19 protein-coding genes are annotated in these 19,403 nt (G+C 32.9%); 10 read left to right on the forward strand and 9 right to left on the reverse strand.

Going from position 1 to position 19,403, the window contains the following annotated elements:
• Window positions 1-27: 27 nt before the first annotated feature.
• A complete protein-coding gene (gene trkA, locus AC1QSP_RS03790; protein ID WP_484079863.1) occupies window positions 28-1,395 on the forward strand; it encodes a Trk system potassium transporter TrkA in 1,368 nt (455 codons plus the stop codon).
• A 68-nt stretch (window positions 1,396-1,463) separates the two neighbouring features.
• On the forward strand, window positions 1,464-2,936 hold the full coding sequence (locus AC1QSP_RS03795) for a TrkH family potassium uptake protein (protein ID WP_484079864.1): 1,473 nt from the start codon (window positions 1,464-1,466) through the stop codon (window positions 2,934-2,936).
• Between the two features lie 120 nt (window positions 2,937-3,056).
• Here the strand turns inward: AC1QSP_RS03795 and msrA are convergent, their stop codons facing one another.
• Together msrA and AC1QSP_RS03805 are read right to left on the reverse strand one after the other, a co-directional pair.
• A complete protein-coding gene (gene msrA, locus AC1QSP_RS03800) occupies window positions 3,057-3,587 on the reverse strand; it encodes a peptide-methionine (S)-S-oxide reductase MsrA (protein WP_484079865.1) in 531 nt (176 codons plus the stop codon).
• 2 nt (window positions 3,588-3,589) lie between these two features.
• Window positions 3,590-4,051: an Lrp/AsnC family transcriptional regulator gene (locus AC1QSP_RS03805; RefSeq protein ID WP_322969651.1), complete on the reverse strand. Its 462-nt coding sequence runs from the start codon at window positions 4,049-4,051 to the stop codon at window positions 3,590-3,592.
• 417 nt (window positions 4,052-4,468) lie between these two features.
• On the opposite strand from AC1QSP_RS03805, the gene metK reads away from it, so the two are divergent.
• Window positions 4,469-5,728 (forward strand): methionine adenosyltransferase, encoded by a 1,260-nt coding sequence (gene metK / locus AC1QSP_RS03810; protein WP_484079866.1) that lies wholly within the window; start codon window positions 4,469-4,471, stop codon window positions 5,726-5,728.
• 55 nt (window positions 5,729-5,783) lie between these two features.
• Here the strand turns inward: metK and AC1QSP_RS03815 are convergent, their stop codons facing one another.
• On the reverse strand, window positions 5,784-6,158 hold the full coding sequence (locus AC1QSP_RS03815) for a hypothetical protein (protein ID WP_484079867.1): 375 nt from the start codon (window positions 6,156-6,158) through the stop codon (window positions 5,784-5,786).
• A gap of 144 nt (window positions 6,159-6,302) precedes the next feature.
• Between AC1QSP_RS03815 and fabG the strand changes: the two genes are divergently transcribed.
• Window positions 6,303-7,046, forward strand: coding sequence for a 3-oxoacyl-[acyl-carrier-protein] reductase (gene fabG, locus AC1QSP_RS03820; RefSeq protein WP_484079868.1), 744 nt, complete (start codon window positions 6,303-6,305; stop codon window positions 7,044-7,046).
• A gap of 83 nt (window positions 7,047-7,129) precedes the next feature.
• On the forward strand, window positions 7,130-8,800 hold the full coding sequence (menD, locus tag AC1QSP_RS03825) for a 2-succinyl-5-enolpyruvyl-6-hydroxy-3-cyclohexene-1-carboxylic-acid synthase (RefSeq protein WP_484079869.1): 1,671 nt from the start codon (window positions 7,130-7,132) through the stop codon (window positions 8,798-8,800).
• A 316-nt stretch (window positions 8,801-9,116) separates the two neighbouring features.
• On the opposite strand, the gene AC1QSP_RS03830 is transcribed toward menD, so the two are convergent.
• From AC1QSP_RS03830 to AC1QSP_RS03855, 6 genes are all read right to left on the reverse strand, one after another.
• Complete coding sequence (locus AC1QSP_RS03830; RefSeq protein WP_484079870.1) at window positions 9,117-9,725, reverse strand: SanA/YdcF family protein; 609 nt, start codon at window positions 9,723-9,725, stop codon at window positions 9,117-9,119.
• Window positions 9,726-9,845: 120 nt separating this feature from the next.
• Window positions 9,846-10,412 carry an elongation factor P gene (gene efp / locus AC1QSP_RS03835; protein WP_484079871.1) on the reverse strand — a complete coding sequence of 189 codons (567 nt, stop codon included), beginning with the start codon at window positions 10,410-10,412 and terminating at the stop codon, window positions 9,846-9,848.
• A 21-nt stretch (window positions 10,413-10,433) separates the two neighbouring features.
• A complete protein-coding gene (gene lpxA / locus AC1QSP_RS03840) occupies window positions 10,434-11,228 on the reverse strand; it encodes an acyl-ACP--UDP-N-acetylglucosamine O-acyltransferase (protein ID WP_484079872.1) in 795 nt (264 codons plus the stop codon).
• Between the two features lie 7 nt (window positions 11,229-11,235).
• Window positions 11,236-12,624, reverse strand: coding sequence for a bifunctional UDP-3-O-[3-hydroxymyristoyl] N-acetylglucosamine deacetylase/3-hydroxyacyl-ACP dehydratase (locus tag AC1QSP_RS03845; protein ID WP_484079873.1), 1,389 nt, complete (start codon window positions 12,622-12,624; stop codon window positions 11,236-11,238).
• Between the two features lie 6 nt (window positions 12,625-12,630).
• Window positions 12,631-13,656, reverse strand: coding sequence for a UDP-3-O-(3-hydroxymyristoyl)glucosamine N-acyltransferase (gene lpxD / locus AC1QSP_RS03850; RefSeq protein ID WP_484079874.1), 1,026 nt, complete (start codon window positions 13,654-13,656; stop codon window positions 12,631-12,633).
• A gap of 72 nt (window positions 13,657-13,728) precedes the next feature.
• Window positions 13,729-14,940 (reverse strand): HD domain-containing protein, encoded by a 1,212-nt coding sequence (locus AC1QSP_RS03855; protein ID WP_484079875.1) that lies wholly within the window; start codon window positions 14,938-14,940, stop codon window positions 13,729-13,731.
• A gap of 166 nt (window positions 14,941-15,106) precedes the next feature.
• Here AC1QSP_RS03855 and porX point away from each other — a divergent pair, with 166 nt between their 5' ends.
• The 5 genes from porX (at window position 15,107) to AC1QSP_RS03880 (ending at window position 19,369) form a co-directional block, all read left to right on the forward strand.
• On the forward strand, window positions 15,107-16,660 hold the full coding sequence (gene porX, locus AC1QSP_RS03860) for a T9SS response regulator signal transducer PorX (RefSeq protein WP_484079876.1): 1,554 nt from the start codon (window positions 15,107-15,109) through the stop codon (window positions 16,658-16,660).
• Between the two features lies 1 nt (window position 16,661).
• Window positions 16,662-17,066, forward strand: coding sequence for a tRNA (adenosine(37)-N6)-threonylcarbamoyltransferase complex ATPase subunit type 1 TsaE (gene tsaE / locus AC1QSP_RS03865; RefSeq protein WP_484079877.1), 405 nt, complete (start codon window positions 16,662-16,664; stop codon window positions 17,064-17,066).
• A gap of 12 nt (window positions 17,067-17,078) precedes the next feature.
• A complete protein-coding gene (locus AC1QSP_RS03870) occupies window positions 17,079-18,284 on the forward strand; it encodes an alanine dehydrogenase (RefSeq protein ID WP_484079878.1) in 1,206 nt (401 codons plus the stop codon).
• Window positions 18,281-18,655: a hypothetical protein gene (locus AC1QSP_RS03875; protein ID WP_322969636.1), complete on the forward strand. Its 375-nt coding sequence runs from the start codon at window positions 18,281-18,283 to the stop codon at window positions 18,653-18,655. The genes AC1QSP_RS03870 and AC1QSP_RS03875 overlap by 4 nt, the downstream gene beginning before the upstream one ends.
• A gap of 177 nt (window positions 18,656-18,832) precedes the next feature.
• Window positions 18,833-19,369 carry a lipocalin family protein gene (locus tag AC1QSP_RS03880; protein ID WP_484079879.1) on the forward strand — a complete coding sequence of 179 codons (537 nt, stop codon included), beginning with the start codon at window positions 18,833-18,835 and terminating at the stop codon, window positions 19,367-19,369.
• The last annotated feature ends 34 nt before the right edge of the window (window positions 19,370-19,403 follow it).

A 19,403-nucleotide genomic window follows, 5' to 3' on the forward strand; every position in this document is an offset into this window, starting at 1 on the left:
CGAATCTATTAATTTCTGCTTCACAGAATGAAAATAATTATCGGAGGCGCTGGGGAAGTTGGTTTCCACTTAGCCAAGTTATTATCCAATGAATTAAATGATATCATCATCGTTGATATGGATAAAGATAAATTAGCATTTATCGAAAACAACCTTGATGTAATGGCTTTCCGCGGAGATATTACTTCGTTTAGCGCTTTAAAAGAAATTAAAGCCGATGAGGCAGATATGTTTATTACTGTAACCCAATTACAGAATACAAATCTTACCAGCGCCATGATTGCAAAAAAAATGGGGGCTAAAAAGACGGTCGCACGTATTTCTAATCCTGAATTTTTGCATCGTGATAATCAATTATGGGTAAGAAGTTTAGGTATTGATGCCATTATTTCTCCTGAACAATTGGCTGCAAGTGAAATTTATTCCCTTATTCAACAATCGGCTTTCAATACAATGCATTCATTTGCTAATGGACAATTGTTTTTAGTCGGTACAGTTTTGGATCGTGATGCTAAAATTATAGGGAAACGATACAAAGACATGTATCTGACCTCGAAAGGCGGTTTTGAAAATTTATTCATGCCTATTGCAATTATCCGCAGCAATGAACGTGGAGAATACTATACCATTATCCCTGAAGATGATACCGAATTTCAATTAGGCGATCAAATTTATTTTATTGTCCGAAAGACCGGAATCATTGAAATCTATAAGATCCTTGGGAAAAAGCAAGAATACTTTAAAAATATTATCATTTTAGGTGGAGGAAGCATTGGAATAAAAACTTCTAAAATCTTAAACGAAAACAAACATAATGTAAAATTAATTGAAATTAATCGAGAAAAGGCTTTTGATCTTGCTGATGATTTAAGCGATATTCTTATCATTAACGGTGATGGACGTGATGGAGAATTATTGGTAGAAGAAGGAATTTCAGATTCTGACGCTTTTATAGCAGTTACAGGAAGCTCAGAAACCAATATCATGTCTTGTTTATTAGCTCGTTCCAAAGGGGTTAAAAAAACAATTGCTCTGGTCGAAAATATTGATTATATCCATCTTTCTCAAGAAGTAGGGATTAATGCATTTATCAATAAAAAATTATTATCGGCTGACAGTATTTTCCGATATATTCGTCAAGGTCAAGTTATGGATGTCACTGGAATTTCAGATTTAGATGCAGAGGTTTTAGAATTTAAAATTCATGAAGATTCGGATGCTGCCTATAAGAAAATTTCGGATTTCCCATACTCTAAAGATGCAGTAATTGCGGGTATTGTACGAAGAAATGAAGGTTGGATACCAACCAAAGACTTTGTATTAGAGCCATTAGATCGTGTTGTCGTTTTTAGTCAAGCCAATTTAATTTCAAAAGTGACCAAATTTTTCAAATAATGAAATCGCTCAATTATAAAGTAATCCTTAACCTTTCTGGCGTATTATTACTTTTAAATGCTTTATTTATGTACTTCAGTATGTTGGTCAGCATTTATTTTGGCGATACCCTTACCTATTCTTTTCTAATTTCAGGAACTGTTATCGGTCTTATTGGATTCTTAATGGTCTATTTTACCCGAGAAGGAAGAAAACATGTTTCCAAACGTGAAGGTTATATTGTAGTTTTTGTGGGGTGGTTATTTTTAATTCTTTCGGGGTGTATTCCCTATTTTGCTGCTTATTTTTATTTACCGGCAGAAGATTTAATCAATAACGAATTTAATTTCACGAATATATTTTACGAAACTGTATCGGGATATACCGCCACAGGTACATCAATTTTTGATGATCCACAAAATTTACCAAAAAGTATTTTATTCTGGCGTAGTACAACCAATTGGATTGGTGGAATGGGAATTATTGTATTAACGATTGCGATTTTACCATTTCTAGGAATTGGTGGGCGACAATTATTTTTAGCAGAAGCACCAGGAATATATACCGATAAAATTCATCCACGAATTACCGATACAGCGAAGAATCTTTGGATATTATATGTGGTACTAACATTAATATTTACCATCTTACTCTATTTCTCAGGTATGAATTGGTTTGATGCCACCAATCATTCCATGAGTGCAATTTCGACGGGTGGATTCTCCACCAAAAATATGGGAGTTGCTTATTGGGATAGTAATATTGCCGTCCAATACATTTTGATAATCTTAATGTTTATTGGTGGGGCTAATTTTGCTTTAATTTATTTATTGATTAAAGGTCAGTTTAAAAAAGTTTGGAACAATGAAGAATTCCGATGGTACATTGGTCTAATCGGTTTAATCACCGTGCTAATATTTACAGCACTATTCTTATTTGTCTATCCTAATAATGGATTATCTACATATAATTTATTAGGGGCTGAACATTCTTTTCGTATGGCATTATTCCATGTTACTTCGATTGTTTCAACCACTGCATTTTATATTGAAGATTACACCAGTTGGCTGAGCATTACCTCTCTAATGTTTTTTGCATTATTTTTTATTGGTGGTTCTGCAGGTTCAACTTCGGGAGGAATTACAGTGATTCGTCATGTTATCTTAATTAAAAACTGTTTTGCCGAATTTAAACGAATTTTACATCCTAATGCGATTATACCAGTTCGATATAATGGTAAATCATTACAACAAAGTGTTGTATTCCATGTTATGGCTTTCTTTGTCATGTATATGTTTATTTGGATTGCAAGTTCCATTCTATTTGCCTTATTCAATTATGGTGTCACGATGAGTTTACACGATATTTTAACTTCATTGACAATTACTGCATCAACATTAGGAAATGTAGGAAATGCTTTAGGAGAATATGGTCCAGGAAATTCAATCAATGATATCACAGATACAGCTAAATTTCTTTTATGCTCATTGATGGTATTAGGTCGTTTAGAATTATTTACAATTCTTATCCTTTTCACTAGTTACTTCTGGAAAAATAATTAAAAAAGGCGAAAGTAGTTCTTACGTTTATGAAGAGCCCCCTTTCGCCTACGGTTGGTTTGGTTGGTTGGTTTGTAATTTATTACAAACAAGAACTATACCAAAATAATTCTCATCTATAATTTATTTTAATTTATCTGCAAATCTTGCTCTAAATTTTTGAATTTTAGGTCCTACCACTCCTGAGCAATATGGTTGATTTGGATTTTCATTATAATAACCTTGATGATAGTCTTCAGCTGGATAAAATACATCAAACGGTTCAATCGTAGTTACAATAGGTTTGTCATAATAACCAGAAGCATCCAATTTGGCTTTTGCAGCCTCAGCTTTTGCTTTTTGCTCTTCATTTAAATAATAAATGACAGAACGGTATTGCGTACCTACATCCTCCCCTTGACGATTTAAACTCGTCGGATCATGTACAGTCCAGAAAGCATCTAATAATTCATCATAGCTTATGACTGATGGATCAAAATCAATTTTTACCACCTCTGCATGATTCGTTTCACCTGTACAAACTTCTTTATATGTTGGATTTTCTGTTGTACCACCTGAATAACCAGATGTTGCTAGTTCTACACCTTGAAGAAGATTATACACTCCCTCTACACACCAAAAACATCCTGCTCCAAATATTGCTGTCTCTTTCATTTTTATATTAATTGATATGATGTTTCATCTTTAATATCTCCAATCACAAACGTACTATGTGTACTGCCAATACCTTTAATCGTCGTTAATTTATTCACCATAAAATCTCGATACTCATCCATGCTTTCGAACGCCATTTTTACGATATAATCATAATCACCACTAACATGGAAACAAGCTTGGACTTCTTTTAAATTTTTAATTTCAGATTCAAACGAATTAATATTATCATGTGAATGTTGACTTAATTTGATATGGCTAAATACCAATAATTCTTTATTGATCAACCTTCTATTTACTAATGCTACATATTTATTAATTACACCCGATTTTTCTAATTTCTTTATGCGCTCATGAATTGCTGTAGAAGAAAGATTTAATTTATCGGATAATTCTTTATACGTAATCTTACTGTTTTGCTGTAAATGCATTAATAAGAGTTGATCTAATTCATCAATTTTCATAATAGGAGTAAATAATTTTTTTCTAATTTAAATAGATTTTCCAAGATTCAATGTTAAAATATTTACTTTTTTAAGCTACATTATAGAATTATTTTCTATAAATAAATTATTCAAGAGTAAATTTGATCAGATTTCTAAAATAGCCATGTCAGCACCATGAATATTTTTCTAAAAAAAAGCATAATACAAAAAATTCTTTTGTCTATTAGTTCACTAGATTATTAATAGTAAAATATTTTCAAAATGCCGATTTTGTAAGTTGAAAAGTTTTTAGATTCGGCTAGGTATCGTATATTTGAACCCACAAATTATCGAGAGGAATGATTTGACTGATTGCAACCTCATTAAACAAATGCTAAACCAGGAAACTTCAGTTGCTGCATTCTCTCTATTTTTCAAATAAAAAATATTAGTTAAATGTCATATTTATTTACATCAGAGTCTGTATCTGAAGGACATCCAGATAAAATTGCTGACCAAATTTCTGACGGATTATTAGATCATTTTATTGCTTTTGACCCTCAAAGTAAAGTTGCTTGTGAAACATTAGTAACTACAGGTCAAGTCGTTTTAGCCGGAGAAGTAAAATCAAAAGCCTATATCGATTTACAGAAAGTAGCACGTGATACGATTAAAGAAATCGGTTACACAAAAAGCGAATATATGTTCGATGCAAATTCTTGTGGAATCTTATCAGCAATTCATGAACAGTCTCCAGATATCAACCAAGGTGTAGAACGTACTTCTGAAGAAGAACAAGGTGCAGGTGACCAAGGTATGATGTTCGGTTATGCAACGAATGAAACGGATAACTATATGCCATTGGCGTTAGATTTATCTCACCGTATCTTGAAAGAGCTAGCTTATATTCGTAAACACGAAAACGATTTATTACCATACTTACGACCAGATGCAAAATCTCAGGTTACTATTGAGTATGATGATAACAACAAGCCTGTTCGTATCGATACAATCGTTATTTCTACGCAACATGATGATTTTGCGAACGAACAAGCAATGCAAGATAAAATCCAAAATGATTTAATTAACATTTTGATTCCTCGTGTTAAAGCTCAATTACCTGTTCATATTCGTGAATTATTTGATGAAAACATTACGTATCACATCAACCCAACAGGAAAATTCGTCATTGGAGGACCTCACGGAGATACAGGATTAACTGGTCGTAAAATTATTGTTGATACTTACGGTGGTAAAGGTGCACATGGTGGTGGTGCTTTCTCTGGAAAAGATCCATCAAAAGTAGACCGTTCTGCTGCATATGCTGCTCGTCACATTGCAAAAAACTTAGTTGCGGCTGGTGTTGCTGATGAAGTGTTAGTACAAGTATCTTATGCTATTGGTGTTGCGGCTCCAGTTTCTTTATTAGTGGATACAAAAGGTACAGCTAAAGTAGAGATGACTGATGGTGAAATTTCTAAGATTGTTTCAAACATTTTCGATATGCGTCCTTATGCTATTGAAACTCGTTTAAAATTAAGAAATCCTATTTACCAAGAAACAGCATCTTACGGACACTTAGGACGTCAACCAGAAACAGTAACAAAACGTTTTGAATCTGCGAATGGAATCGATGTTGTTGAAGTGGAAGTTGAATTATTCACTTGGGAAAAATTAGATTTTGTAGAGCAAGTTAAACAAGCTTTTAATATCTAATCTATATCATAAAAAAAACTCGACCAAATGGTCGAGTTTTTTTCTATTACTTGAATTATCTGGACGCATTTGCTGTCCACGTTTTCCCATCTACAACGTAGAAAATTTTTAAATCATTTGCATTAATACGGATATAAGATAAATCTGATCCATCGACATTAATGCTGTAATTCGCATCTTCTCTTCTAAATTCTACTCCTGTAATATTCGGAATACTATTCGAGAAAATAAAATTATACTTATTTCCTACTTTCACCACACGAACGTTTCCATCTGCATTAATCGTTGTATTAGCATCGGTATACCCTACAGTTCCTGTATAAGTTCCCACAAATAAATCATTATCTACAGGATCATCATCATCAGAACATGCAGCAAATACAAATAGTGCAAAAAATGTTACTAAAAAGAACTTCAATAATTTTTTCATAATAATTTTGTTTATAGTGAGATAATTACAACCTTAATACCAAATTTTCTTAAAAATTAAATTTTAAGAAATCCACATTCATTTCTTTCCTTAAGGTTTATATAAAAATTATTGTATTTTTGACACCTCTAAAGATCTTATTATATGAACTTATTACAAGGAAAAACTGCAATTATTACTGGTGCTACACGTGGTATTGGAAAAAGCATTGCTGAAGTTTTTGTAAAAAATGGTGCGAACGTTGTTTTTACATATGCATCTTCAGTAGAAAAAGCACAAGCTTTAGAAGCTGAGTTAGGACAATACGGAAAAGTAAAAGGGTATCAATCGGACGCTTCAGACTATGATGCTGCTCAAAAATTAGTGGAAGATGTTTTAGCTGAATTTGGACAAATTGATATTGTAATTAATAATGCAGGGATTACAAAAGATGGACTTTTAATGAGAATGTCTTCAGATGATTTTGAAAAAGTAATTCAAACCAACTTAAATTCTGCATTCAATTTAACAAAAGCTGTAATCAAACCAATGATGAAACAACGTTCAGGATCAATCGTGAACATGTCATCAATTGTGGGAATTACAGGAAATGCAGGACAAGCAAATTATGCGGCTTCTAAAGCAGGTCTAATTGGATTTACAAAATCGGTTGCTTTAGAATTAGGTTCTCGTAATATTCGTTGCAATGCCATTGCACCAGGATTTATTGAAACTGAAATGACTGAAGTTTTAGATCCTAAAGTCGTTGAAGAATGGCGTGCAGGTATTCCATTAAAACGTGGAGGTCAACCAGAAGATGTAGCCAACGCTTGTTTATATTTAGCCTCTGATTTATCAAGTTATGTAACAGGTCAAGTATTAAGTGTAGACGGAGGAATGCATACTTAATATCTTAAAAATATCATATTTATAAAGGGTTTTGTTTAGTACATTTGCTATTCAAAACCTTTTTTATTTAAAGACTTTTTACCTTGAGAAAAATATCAAATAAACTGAATGTACAATTAATTGCAGAAACTTTATTAGCGTTTGGAATTGATCATATTGTACTTTCTCCAGGCTCTCGTAATGGTGCATTAACCATGCAATTTGCAAACGATAATCGATTCAAAACATATAGTGTTGTAGATGAACGTTCAGCTGGTTTTGTTGCGCTTGGGATGGCACAACAGATCAAAAAACCTGTTGTCGTTTGTTGTACATCAGGATCAGCTACTGCGAACTACTACCCTGCTGTAACGGAAGCATTTTTTCAAAACGTACCTTTAATTGTTCTTTCGGCTGATCGACCAGAACATTTGGTAGATAATTTTGATGGACAAACCATTCGTCAAAAAGACTTATTCGAGAAACATAGCGTTCATAATGTTCAGTTGTCTGAAAGTGAAGAAACAGATGATTTAACACGCAATATGTTATTGACTAAATATGCATTAACCGATTGTATTCATAAATCGGCTCCTATCCATATCAATATGCCATTCTCTGAACCGTTATACGATTATGTGACAACACCCGATATTGTCATAGATAACATAACCATTGACGAAAAACAATATCCAGAAATTGATGTATTTGATTATATGCGTCGTTGGAATTCTTCATCGAAAAAATTGGTGCTAGTTGGAATGCACAGTCCAAGTAAAGCATTAAACGAATTGTTGATTCAATTAGCCCAAGATGACTCGGTTGTCATTCTAAATGAAGTCACTTCGAATATTCATCATCCAAGATTTTTTAATAAAATTGATCAAGTAATTTTTCCTTATCCTGATGAAGAATTGGAAGATTTAAAACCTGAAATTTTATTAACGATTGGACAAAATATTGTTTCGAAAAAAGTCAAACGTTTTTTACGTGAGCACAAAGCAGAGCAACATTGGCATTTAGATGAATATTGGCAACCGGATACGTATCAAGTTTTGACGGATAAAATTGAGACAAAACCAGAATTTTTCTTAGAACAATTAATTGGTTTTGTGAATCCAAAGGAATCCGATTACTTCGAGAAATGGAATACAATTCGTGTAAATAACGAGAAAAAACATGATGCATACATCCAAATGATTCCTTTCTCCGATTTAAAAGCATTTGACTCAATCATCAAGAATTATCCTGAAAATTGGCAAATTCAATATGGAAACTCCACAGTGATCCGTTATGGATTATTATTTGATCACAACGAATCAAATCCTGTGTTCTGTAATCGCGGAACAAGCGGTATTGATGGCTCTACTTCTACGGCAATTGGAGCTTGTATCGCATCTGGAGAAAATACAGTTATGATTACGGGTGATATTTCATTTTTCTATGATTCAAATGCCTTATGGAATGTAAATATGCCGAAGAATTTCAGAATTATCTTAATCAATAATGGCGGTGGGAATATTTTTAAATTTATTCCTGGACCATCAGAAACAGACTTGGTTGAAGATTATTTTGAAACAAAACATCATTTAACAGCCGAGCATTTAGCAAAAATGTTCAACTTCGAACATCAAATCGTTTCAAATTTGAGTGATTTAGAAAATGCTTATGCTAATTTCTATGCCGAAAGTGATCGCCCCAAAATTTTAGAAATTGACACGAAAAACGCTGCAAATGATAGTATTTTAAGAGCTTATTTTTCGAGTATAAAATAAGTGTTTACTCTAAATATTCTAACCCGGAAATTCGTTTTTCGGGTTATATTTTTTAAAAATTATTTCAAGGCTAACAACTTAAAAAAATAAATTGTAGAGTAAAAATGAGGATTTTCATAGGATTTAATCGTAAGATGATTATAATAATTCAGATATGAAATATAATTCTAAAAATAAAAAAAACTATATATGGACAAACAAAAATGACCATATTTGAAATATACTAACCTCAGTAAATATATATTTTTATATCAATTTTCGATGGCTATAAAATCTCAATTTTTTCTCCTAAAAATCGTGGCTTTACGTCTAAAATTTAATCAACAAAAACTTTTGTTCTCGCAAAATATTCACGAATACGAGTTTTCATTCCACCTCTAATATTAACATCAGTGGCATTATAACCATATGCTTCTATCCCATATTGACGCGCAATGAAAATTGCACGTTGATTATGAAACCTTTGTGAAATAACAATAAACTTGTTCTGCCCAAAAATTTCTTTTGCTCTCACCATCGAATCTAATGTTCTAAAGCCGGCATAATCTACATAAATACGATTAGATGGAATCCCCTTTTCCACTAAGACTTGTTTCATATAATCCGGCTCGTTGTAATCCTTTCGTCCGTGATCACCACTAACAATAAAATGGGTCACTTTTCCGGAATGATATAATCTTTCAGCTGCTTCAATTCGATAAGTAAAATAATAATTTGAATACCCATTAGCCAACTTGGGGCTTGTACCCAACACTACCCCAACTTTTATAGAAGGTAAATCTTTATAATCATCGGATACATATTCAGAGGTTGTAGCATTAATGCGATAATTACTCAACCAAATTAAAGCAAATACAACTAATATTAAAAATAAGCTGAATTTTAATAAAAATTTAAATGTCGATTTTATAAAAGATTTTCTCATATAAACATATAGAATTAGCCTATATGTTGAACTAAAATCTTAAGGTTTTAGTATACATTTTTCAGAATAAAAAAAGCCATCAAAAATGATGGCTATATAATATATTGATTGATCAATCAATTATTCTTTTACACGCTCTACGTAAGAACCGTCTTCAGTGTTGATTTTAACTTTATCACCTTCGTTAATGAATAAAGGAACACGAATTTCAGCTCCTGTTTCTGTTGTTGCAGGTTTAGTTGCATTAGTTGCAGTATCACCTTTTAAACCTGGCTCAGTGTAAGTAATTTCTAACACAACTGTATTTGGTAATTCAGCAGCTAAAGCAGTTTCGTCAGAAGCACGGAATAAGATTTTCACCTCATCACCAGCTTTCATGAATTGTGAGTTTTCGATTAAGTCTTTGTTTAAATAAACTTGAGAGAAATCGTCATTATTCATGAAGTGGAAACCATTATCATCTTCGTATAAATATTGGTAGTTACGCGTTTCTACACGTACTTCATCAATTTTGTGACCAGCAGAGAAAGTATTATCTAAAACTTTACCTGTAGTTAACGATTTTAATTTTGTTCTTACGAAAGCAGGACCTTTCCCTGGTTTAACGTGTAAGAACTCGATAATCTTGTATGTATCGTTGTTAAAAATGATACATAAACCTTTTCTGATATCAGCAGTTGTTGCCATTTAAGTTTGAGTTTTATAAGTTTATGATCCTGAGCTATAACCTTTCATTACACCACGTTCACTCGTATTGATAAATTCAATGATTTTATCACGATGAACTGATGGTTGAAATTTCTCTAAGATTTGCTCAGTTGCTTGTGAGACATTATTTTTTTGTTGGTATAGGATTCTGTACATCCCTTGAATTTCGTAGATTTCTTCTGATGAAAATCCTTTTCTACGTAAACCAATGGCATTAACACCTGCGTAAGCAACTGGATTTTTAGCAGCTTTAACATATGGTGGTACATCTTTACGAACCTGTGTAGCTCCGGCAATAAAAGAGTGTTCTCCAATTTTAGTAAATTGGTGTACAGCACTCATTCCTCCAATAAATGCATTATCTCCAATTTCTATGTGCCCAGCTAAACCACAACCATTTACAATAACAACATTATTCCCAACCACACAATCGTGTGCAATATGAGCCGTTGCCATAATTAAACAGTTGTTCCCAATTTTTGTATATCCTAATGCTTTCGTCCCCTTATTCACAGTAACACATTCACGAATCGTCGTGTTGTCACCAATAAAAGTTAACGTTTTTTCCCCTTCGTATTTTAAATCTTGAGGCTCTCCCGAAATTACTGTTCCTGGATAAATTTTACAATTTTTTCCAATTCTCGAACCTTCCATAATCGTTACGTTTGGACCAATCCATGTTCCATCGCCGATTTCAACATCATCCATAATTGTCGAGAATGGGCTTATTGTTACATTGTCACCAATTTTTGCATTTGGATGTACATAAGCCATCGGATAATTTACAATTTCCATTTCTTAATTATTCTTTAGTAATAACAGCCATCATTTCTGCTTCTACAGCAATTGTATTGTTTACATAGCCATACCCTTGCATATGTACAATTCCTCTTCTGATTGGCTCTAATAACTCCAGTTTAAACACTAAAGTGTCTCCTGGCACTACTTTACGTTTAAACTTAGCATTTTCAATCTTCATGAAGTATGTTGAATAATCCTGTGGATTTTCTAACTCTCCTAAGATTAATAAACCACCCAATTGAGCCATAGCTTCTATTTGTAACACTCCAGGCATAACAGGTTCTTTTGGAAAATGTCCCACGAAGAAAGGTTCGTTCATGGTTACATTTTTCACCCCGATTAATTCAGTCGCTGTTTTAGAAATTACTTTATCAATTAATAAAAATGGAGGTCTATGAGGTAATAATTTGATGATATCATTGATATCGTATACCGGATCAGCAGTTAGATCAAATTCAGGCACTTTATTACGTTGTGCTAATTTGATTTGTTTGCTTAATTTTTTTGCAAAATTTGTATTAGTCTGATGCCCAGGTTTTGTTGCAATAATTTTTGCTTTTAATTTTTTTCCAATTAAAGCTAAATCTCCTACAACATCCAATAATTTATGACGTGCTGCTTCATTTGGGTAATGCAACGTTAAATGGTCTAAAATACCATTAGGACGAATGGCTACATCTTCACGATTAAACGCTTTACATAAACGTTCTTTTGTTTCTGGAGTAATTTCTTTGTCCACATAAACAATCGCATTATCTAAATCACCACCTTTAACTAGTCCTGCGGCTAACAATTGCTCTAACTCGTGTAAGAAACAAAATGTACGGGCTTGAGAGATATCTTTTTTGAAATCTTTCATAGACGATAAAGTTGCATTTTGTGTTCCTAAGACTTTAGTCCCAAAATCAACCATTGCAGTAATTTGATACTCATCAGACGGAATTGCCGTTATTTCAGACCCTGTCTCAGGATCTACATAAGTAACAATTTCTTTAATTTTGAAATATTCACGATCTTTATCTTGCTCGACTATACCAGCATTTTCAATCGCTTCTACAAAATATTTCGATGACCCATCCATAATTGGTGGTTCAGCATTATCGATTTCGATGAAACAGTTGTCAATATCCATTCCAACAAGAGCCGCTAAGACGTGTTCTGTTGTATGAACTTTTACCCCTTTCTTCTCTAAAGTTGTACCTCGAGCAGTGCTTACAACATATTGTGCATCTGCTTCTACTTGAGGATTCCCTTCTAAGTCTGTTCTTACAAATACAAAACCTGTATCAGGCTCTGCAGGTTTAAATGTTAATGTTACATTATTCCCCGTATGAAGTCCGACCCCAGAAAGGACAGCTTCTTTCGCTAAAGTTTTTTGCTTATCAGACATTAACTTTTACTTTTGTTTGTTTTCTTTTTCTAACTGATCAATTCGTTTCACAATCGCTGGAAACTTACGGAAATGAACGTATGATTTTCTGAAATCTACCGCATTGATTGCTGGTGACCCATAAAGCTGTTGACCGTCTTTCACATCCGAATTGACACCCGATTGTGCTTGAATTTGAACAAAGTCACCAATTTTAATGTGTCCAACAATACCAACTTGTCCTCCAATCATACAATTACGTCCAATTTTAGTTGATCCTGCAATTCCTGTTTGAGAAGCAATCACTGTATTTTCACCAACTTGCACATTGTGCGCAATCTGAATTTGATTGTCTAATTTTGCTCCTTTACGAATAATCGTTGATCCCATTGTAGCTCTATCAATCGTAGATCCCGATCCAATTTCAACATCATCTTCAATGATTACATTTCCAATTTGTGGAATTTTATCATAAGTTCCATCAGCCTTTGGCGCAAAACCAAACCCATCTGAACCAATGACAACATTAGAGTGAATAATACAATTTGCACCTATTTCACAACCTTCATAAACTTGTGAACCCGAGTGTATAACTGTATTATCACCAATAACAACATTTTCTCCAATTGTACAATTAGGATAAATTTTCACATTATTCCCTAACTTCACATTCGAAGCAAGATAAGAAAAACTTCCCACATAAACAGATTCTCCTAATTGAGCTGTTTCTGAAATACGTGCAAATTCTTCAATACCTGTCTTATTATTTTTTATGGTGTTGTAATGATTTAATAAAATAGTGAAAGCATGGTATGCATCATCAACAACGATTAAATTCGCTTGAATTGGTTGTGATGGTACAAAACTTTTGTTTACAATTACAACGGACGATTTTGTCGTGTAAATATATTCTTCATACTTTGGATTAGCTAGAAACGAAATACTTCCTTCAGCACCTTCTTCAATTTTTGAAAGTGTCCAAATCTCTGCATTTTCATCTCCTTTTACAGACCCATTAAGTAATTTCGCAATTTCTGCTGCTTTAAATTTCATAGTCCGCAAAAGTAGTTATTTTTATTAAATTCTTCATCACTTTATTTCTAAAATTAACAATTTTGTCAATCTTTATTTCACTTTAATTGTATGGTAATGATACTTTATAATGGGTTGTTTTAAAACCTCGCGTAGAATACTTTGAGGAACATCCACAATTTCTTCTACATTTCCATTTTTGAAAGCGATAAGAATGGGATGTTTATCCGTTTGATATGGAGTGATCTTAATTTCAGATTGTTGCACAAAATAACTGGCATCATCAATCCCTAAAAGTTTTTTGATTCGTTCTTCCTCTTTTCTAATTTTAGTTTCAGGATTTTTTTGAATTTTGACTTCAGATTTTGGTAATCTTCGTTCAACAATGGCTTGTGCTAAAGTGGATAAAATGATATCTTGATGAAATTGCCATTCCTTAATCGCACTCAATACATCCGAATCATCCAGTTGAGCAAATAATTCCAATCCATGCTTCGATAACTTTCCTGATTCTTTTCCTTCCAGAAAATATTTGAATGCTGAAGTTGCGAATAAATCTTCTCCTTGACGTGTAAGTTCTTTTGCTCTTCGTAGGACTTGAATTAAATAGTTCTCTGCTGAAAATGACGTTTTATGAAGATACACATTATTATACATGAATATTCTTGCCATTAAAAATTTTTCAACTGAAGATATTCCTTTAGCATCAATAACTAACTCATTATTCTTTACATTCATCATCGAAATGATGCGTTCAGGATTAATATTCCCTTCTACAACTCCTGTAAAAAAACTATCCCGTTTAAGATAATCCAAACGATCTACATCCAACTGACTGGACACCAACTGGCTCAAAAATTTTCGAGGGTATTGCCCCGTAAAAATAGAGATGGCTAATGTTAGTTCTCCATTAAATTCACGGTTTAACTCTTCCATCATTTGCAAAGAAATTTCTTCATGATGTGAACCGTCAATAATTGAATATTCCAACGAGTGAGAAAATGGGCCATGACCTAAATCGTGAAGTAATATCGCAACATACGCTCCTTTTTCTTCCTCTGCAGATATTTCAACACCTTTTTCTTTTAAAACTTCAATGGATTTTTGCATCAGATGCATGCAACCTAATGCATGGTTAAATCGAGAATGTTTGGCTCCGGGATAAACCAATTCCGTTAAACCGTTTTGAGAAATTTTACGTAGTCGCTGAAAATAACGATGCTGAATAATAGAATAAATTAATGCATTTGGAATTGTAATAATTCCATGAACAGGATCGTTTATTATTTTAAACTTTTTCTTCATTCTCGAAGTTTATAGCGATATTTAGTACAAAGATAACACAATCAACGGTAAAAATTTGATACTTTATACTGAAAACCTTAACAAAGTATTTTGAAACGTTTTGAAATGAATTTATCTATATTTGAGTGAATCAGAAAGAACACTTGATAACATAACAATTAATTGTATGCCAATAAAAATATTATGGGTCGATGATGAAATCGACTTTTTAAAACCTCACTTATTATTTCTCGAAAAAAAAGGATACGAAACGTATACTTCAAATAATGCTACAGACGCCATAGAAATGATTGACAATGACAACTATGACGCAGTATTGATTGATGAAAATATGCCAGGTATGAGTGGCTTAGATGCTTTACCAAAAATCAAGGAAATTCGACCAAATTTACCTTTAATTATGGTAACAAAGTCGGAAGAAGAGCATATTATGGAAGATGCGATTGGGAAACACATTGCCGATTATTTAATCAAACCTGTTAATCCTAATCAAATCCTTCTAAGTCTTAAAAAAATCTTAGATAGTTCTAAAATCATTTCTGAGAAAACGGTAATCAATTACCAACAAGAATTTAGAACCATTGCCATGGATATTATGAATGCGCGTGATTTCGAAGATTGGCAAGAAGTGTACAAAAAATTAGTGCATTGGGAATTGGAATTGGAGAATATCGAAGACAAAGGATTAGTCGATATCATCGAAAATCAAAAAAAAGATGCCAACGCCGCTTTTTTCAAATTCATTGAAAAAAATTATGAAGATTGGCTTCATGATCAAGAGGATGCCCCTATCCTATCCCATAATGTCTTCCAACAATTGGTCAAACCACAAGTTACACCTAACGAAAAAGTTTTATTAATTCTTGTGGATAATTTACGATTTGATCAATGGAAAACCATCGAGCCCCTTTTTCATAAATATTATAATCAAGAAAAAGAAAATCTATACTATAGTATTTTACCATCCGCTACTCAATATGCTCGAAATTCATTCTTTGCAGGAATGATGCCGTTAGAGATTGAAAAAAAATATCCAGAATTCTGGTTAAATGACACCGATGAAGGAAATAAAAACATGTATGAAAAGGAATTACTTGGATTACAATTAAAAAAATTAGGATTAGGTGACCGAAATTTCAATTACTTTAAGATTTTAAATTCTGATTTTGAGAAAAAAATCGCAGATGATTTTAACAATTATAAAAACAATGACTTAAATGTGATTGTCTATAATTTTATCGATATTTTATCGCATGCTAAAACGGATAATCGCATTGTGAGTGAAATCATTCGTGATGATAAAACCTATCGTTCAATAACCAAACATTGGTTCGAAAACTCTTACTTGATGGATATTGTAAAAAAATCTGCGGCAGAAGGGATTAAAATCATTGTTACCACAGATCATGGAACAATTTACGTTAAAGAACCAACTAAAGTAATTGGGGACAAAGAATCAAGTACCAACCTACGTTATAAATTAGGACGTCAATTGCAATATGATCCAAAAGATGTTTTTGCTATTGATCAACCAGAAAAATTCTTTTTACCTAAGGTTAATGTGACATCTAAATATATCTTTGCAAAAGAAAACTTATTTTTAACGTATCCTAAGAATTACAATCATTTTGTAAATTATTATAAAGATACGTATCAACATGGTGGAATTTCTTTAGAAGAAATGATTATCCCACTGGTTGTATTAACACCTAAAAAATAAAATGGAATATCAAATTAATGGTTTAGATCAAATTCCGGAAGTAGCGGGAGAAATTTTAAAACAATTAGAGTATAAACTAATCTGTTTTGAAGGAGAAATGGGAGCTGGAAAAACGACATTCATTAAAGAATTTGTAAAATTATTAGGAACAGATGACGATATCTCTAGTCCAACATTTTCAATTGTAAATGAATATGATACAGAAAAAGGAAAAGTATATCATTTTGACTTTTATCGTTTAAATGATGAAGAAGAAGCTTTAGACTTTGGGATCGAAGACTATTTTTATTCAAATGCATATTGCTTGATGGAATGGCCATCACGCGTTGAAAATTTGATTCCAGAAGAACATCATATTATTACCATTGAAAATCGTGACGGAATTCGTTATTTAACTTTAAAATAAGCCAATCATTGCATGGAAGATCAGCCTATATTTACCCCTTTTACTCATGAGGATTTAATTCCTCAACCGGAGTGTTTAGAAATCCCACGTAAGAAGGAACGATTCAGTATCGGAATTCCAAAGGAAACCAATAATCAAGAAAAAAGAATTTCTTTGACTCCCGATGCTGTTGAAGTATTGGTGAATAATGGTCATCAAATTAGCATTGAATCTGGCGCAGGAGAAGGTGCAAATTTTACTGATCGCGAATATTCTGAAGCTGGTGCTGAGATTGTATACAGCCCCCAATCAATTTTTGAGAAACCCGTCATACTAAAAGTTGGTCCTGTTACCGACGAAGAAATTGAATGGTTGAAACCAGGAGCATTTTTAGTCTCTAGCGTTCCAACCAATTCACTCAACAAAAAATATTTTACAGAATTAACGAAAAAACGTATTACTGCAGTTGGTTTTGAATTTATTAAAGATGAACAAAACCAATTGCCTGTTTTACGTCTACTAAGTGAAATTGCAGGTACAACCGCTATACTTGTAGGATCTGAATTAATGTCTTCAGTGAATGGAGGTGTTGGTATTTTAATGGGTGGTGTGACAGGGGTTCGACCTACAGAAGTCGTTATACTTGGAGCAGGAACAGTTGCTGAAAATGCAACCCGTACAGCTATTGGTCTAGGAGCTTCTGTCCGTGTATTTGATAATTCGTTGTCACGTCTTAGACGTTTACAACAAAACATCGGTCAACGTATCCCTACTTCAACAATCGATCCTAAAGAATTAGGAAAAGCATTAAGAAGATGTGATTTAGCCATTGGTGCCCTTCGTGGCGACACTAGAACTCCTTGTGTGGTAACCGAACAAATGGTAGAACAAATGAAACCAGGAGCTGTCATTATTGATGTAAGTATTGATCAAGGTGGATGTTTTGAGACCTCAGAAATTACAACTCACGATCATCCGATTCGTGTAAAACATGAGGTTATACATTATGCTGTTTCTAATATTACATCAAGGGTGTCGAGAACCTCATCAAAAGCACTCAGCAATTATTTTTTATCCTATTTATTAATGATTGCCAATGAAGGAGGATTTTCATCCGTAGTTAAAACTGATAAAACTGTCAGAAATGGTGTATATTTGTACCACGGAAGGGTTGTAAAAAAGAACATATGCGATTGGTTTGATCTACCCTTTCACGATATAAATTTATTAATAGTATGACGTTCACACAACGATTATTAAAGTATTTGATGGGTGTATCTATCGGATTAGTGTTTGTTGCCATGGCTTTTGGTCCACGTGCATTTTCTTGTAACTATTTTCCAAATGCCCGTGTATTAGAAGAAGCCACAGCAAAGAATTTAAAATTCACTAATGAAGCAGCTGTGTTTTTTGAAACAGAAGGATTAGACTCTACCTTTTTAAAGAAAAAATTATTTTCTAAAAGTAAAATTGATTTTGATAAATCGGATAAAAATGGTGTTCCTTGCCGAACATATTTAGCCGATTACAAGGATGAATCTAAAAATTACGAAATGGTTTTCGAAATTTGTAAAGAAACATCTAAATTAATCTCCATCAAAAAGAAATAAAATGAAGCGTTACTTTTTGTAACGCTTTTTTTATGGAAAATTTTCCGAAAAGTTGAAAATCAACAATAAATTTTATAGGTTTATATAAAATCTATACCAACTGATGAACATAAATTACACACCATTTCATTCAAATTGGTAGAGTAATTGATAGTTTAACAAAAACATTATCGAATTATGAAATATAAAAATATGGCACTTGCTGGTTTAGCGCTTGGTGCTGCAGCCTATCTTATCAGAAATCGATCGGATAAGAATATTGCGTTCGAAGTTGTACCAAATTTTGATATTAATAAATATTTAGGATTATGGTACGAGATTGCTCGAATGGATTTTTATTGGGAAAAGGACAAAACCAATACAACCGCTCGTTACTTAATGAATGAAGATGGTTCGGTACAAGTGATTAACCGAGGATACGATGAGAAGAAAAAAGAATGGAAAAAAAGTAAAGGGATTGCCAAACAAACCAAACCTGGATATGGTAAATTTAAAGTTTCTTTCTTTGGTCCATTGTATTCCGCTTATAATGTGATCGACTTAGATGAACATTATCAATATGCTTTAGTTGCCGGAAAAAACACGGATTATTTATGGATATTATCACGTCAAAAATCTATTCCAGATGGGATTAAATCAAGATTCTTACAAAAAGCTGAAGCGTTGGGTTATGAAACAGATCGATTAATTTGGCCTACACACGAAAAAATTTAAAACTATTCATAAAAAAAGCACTTAGATCACTAAG

The organism is Faecalibacter sp. (genome assembly GCF_057177045.1).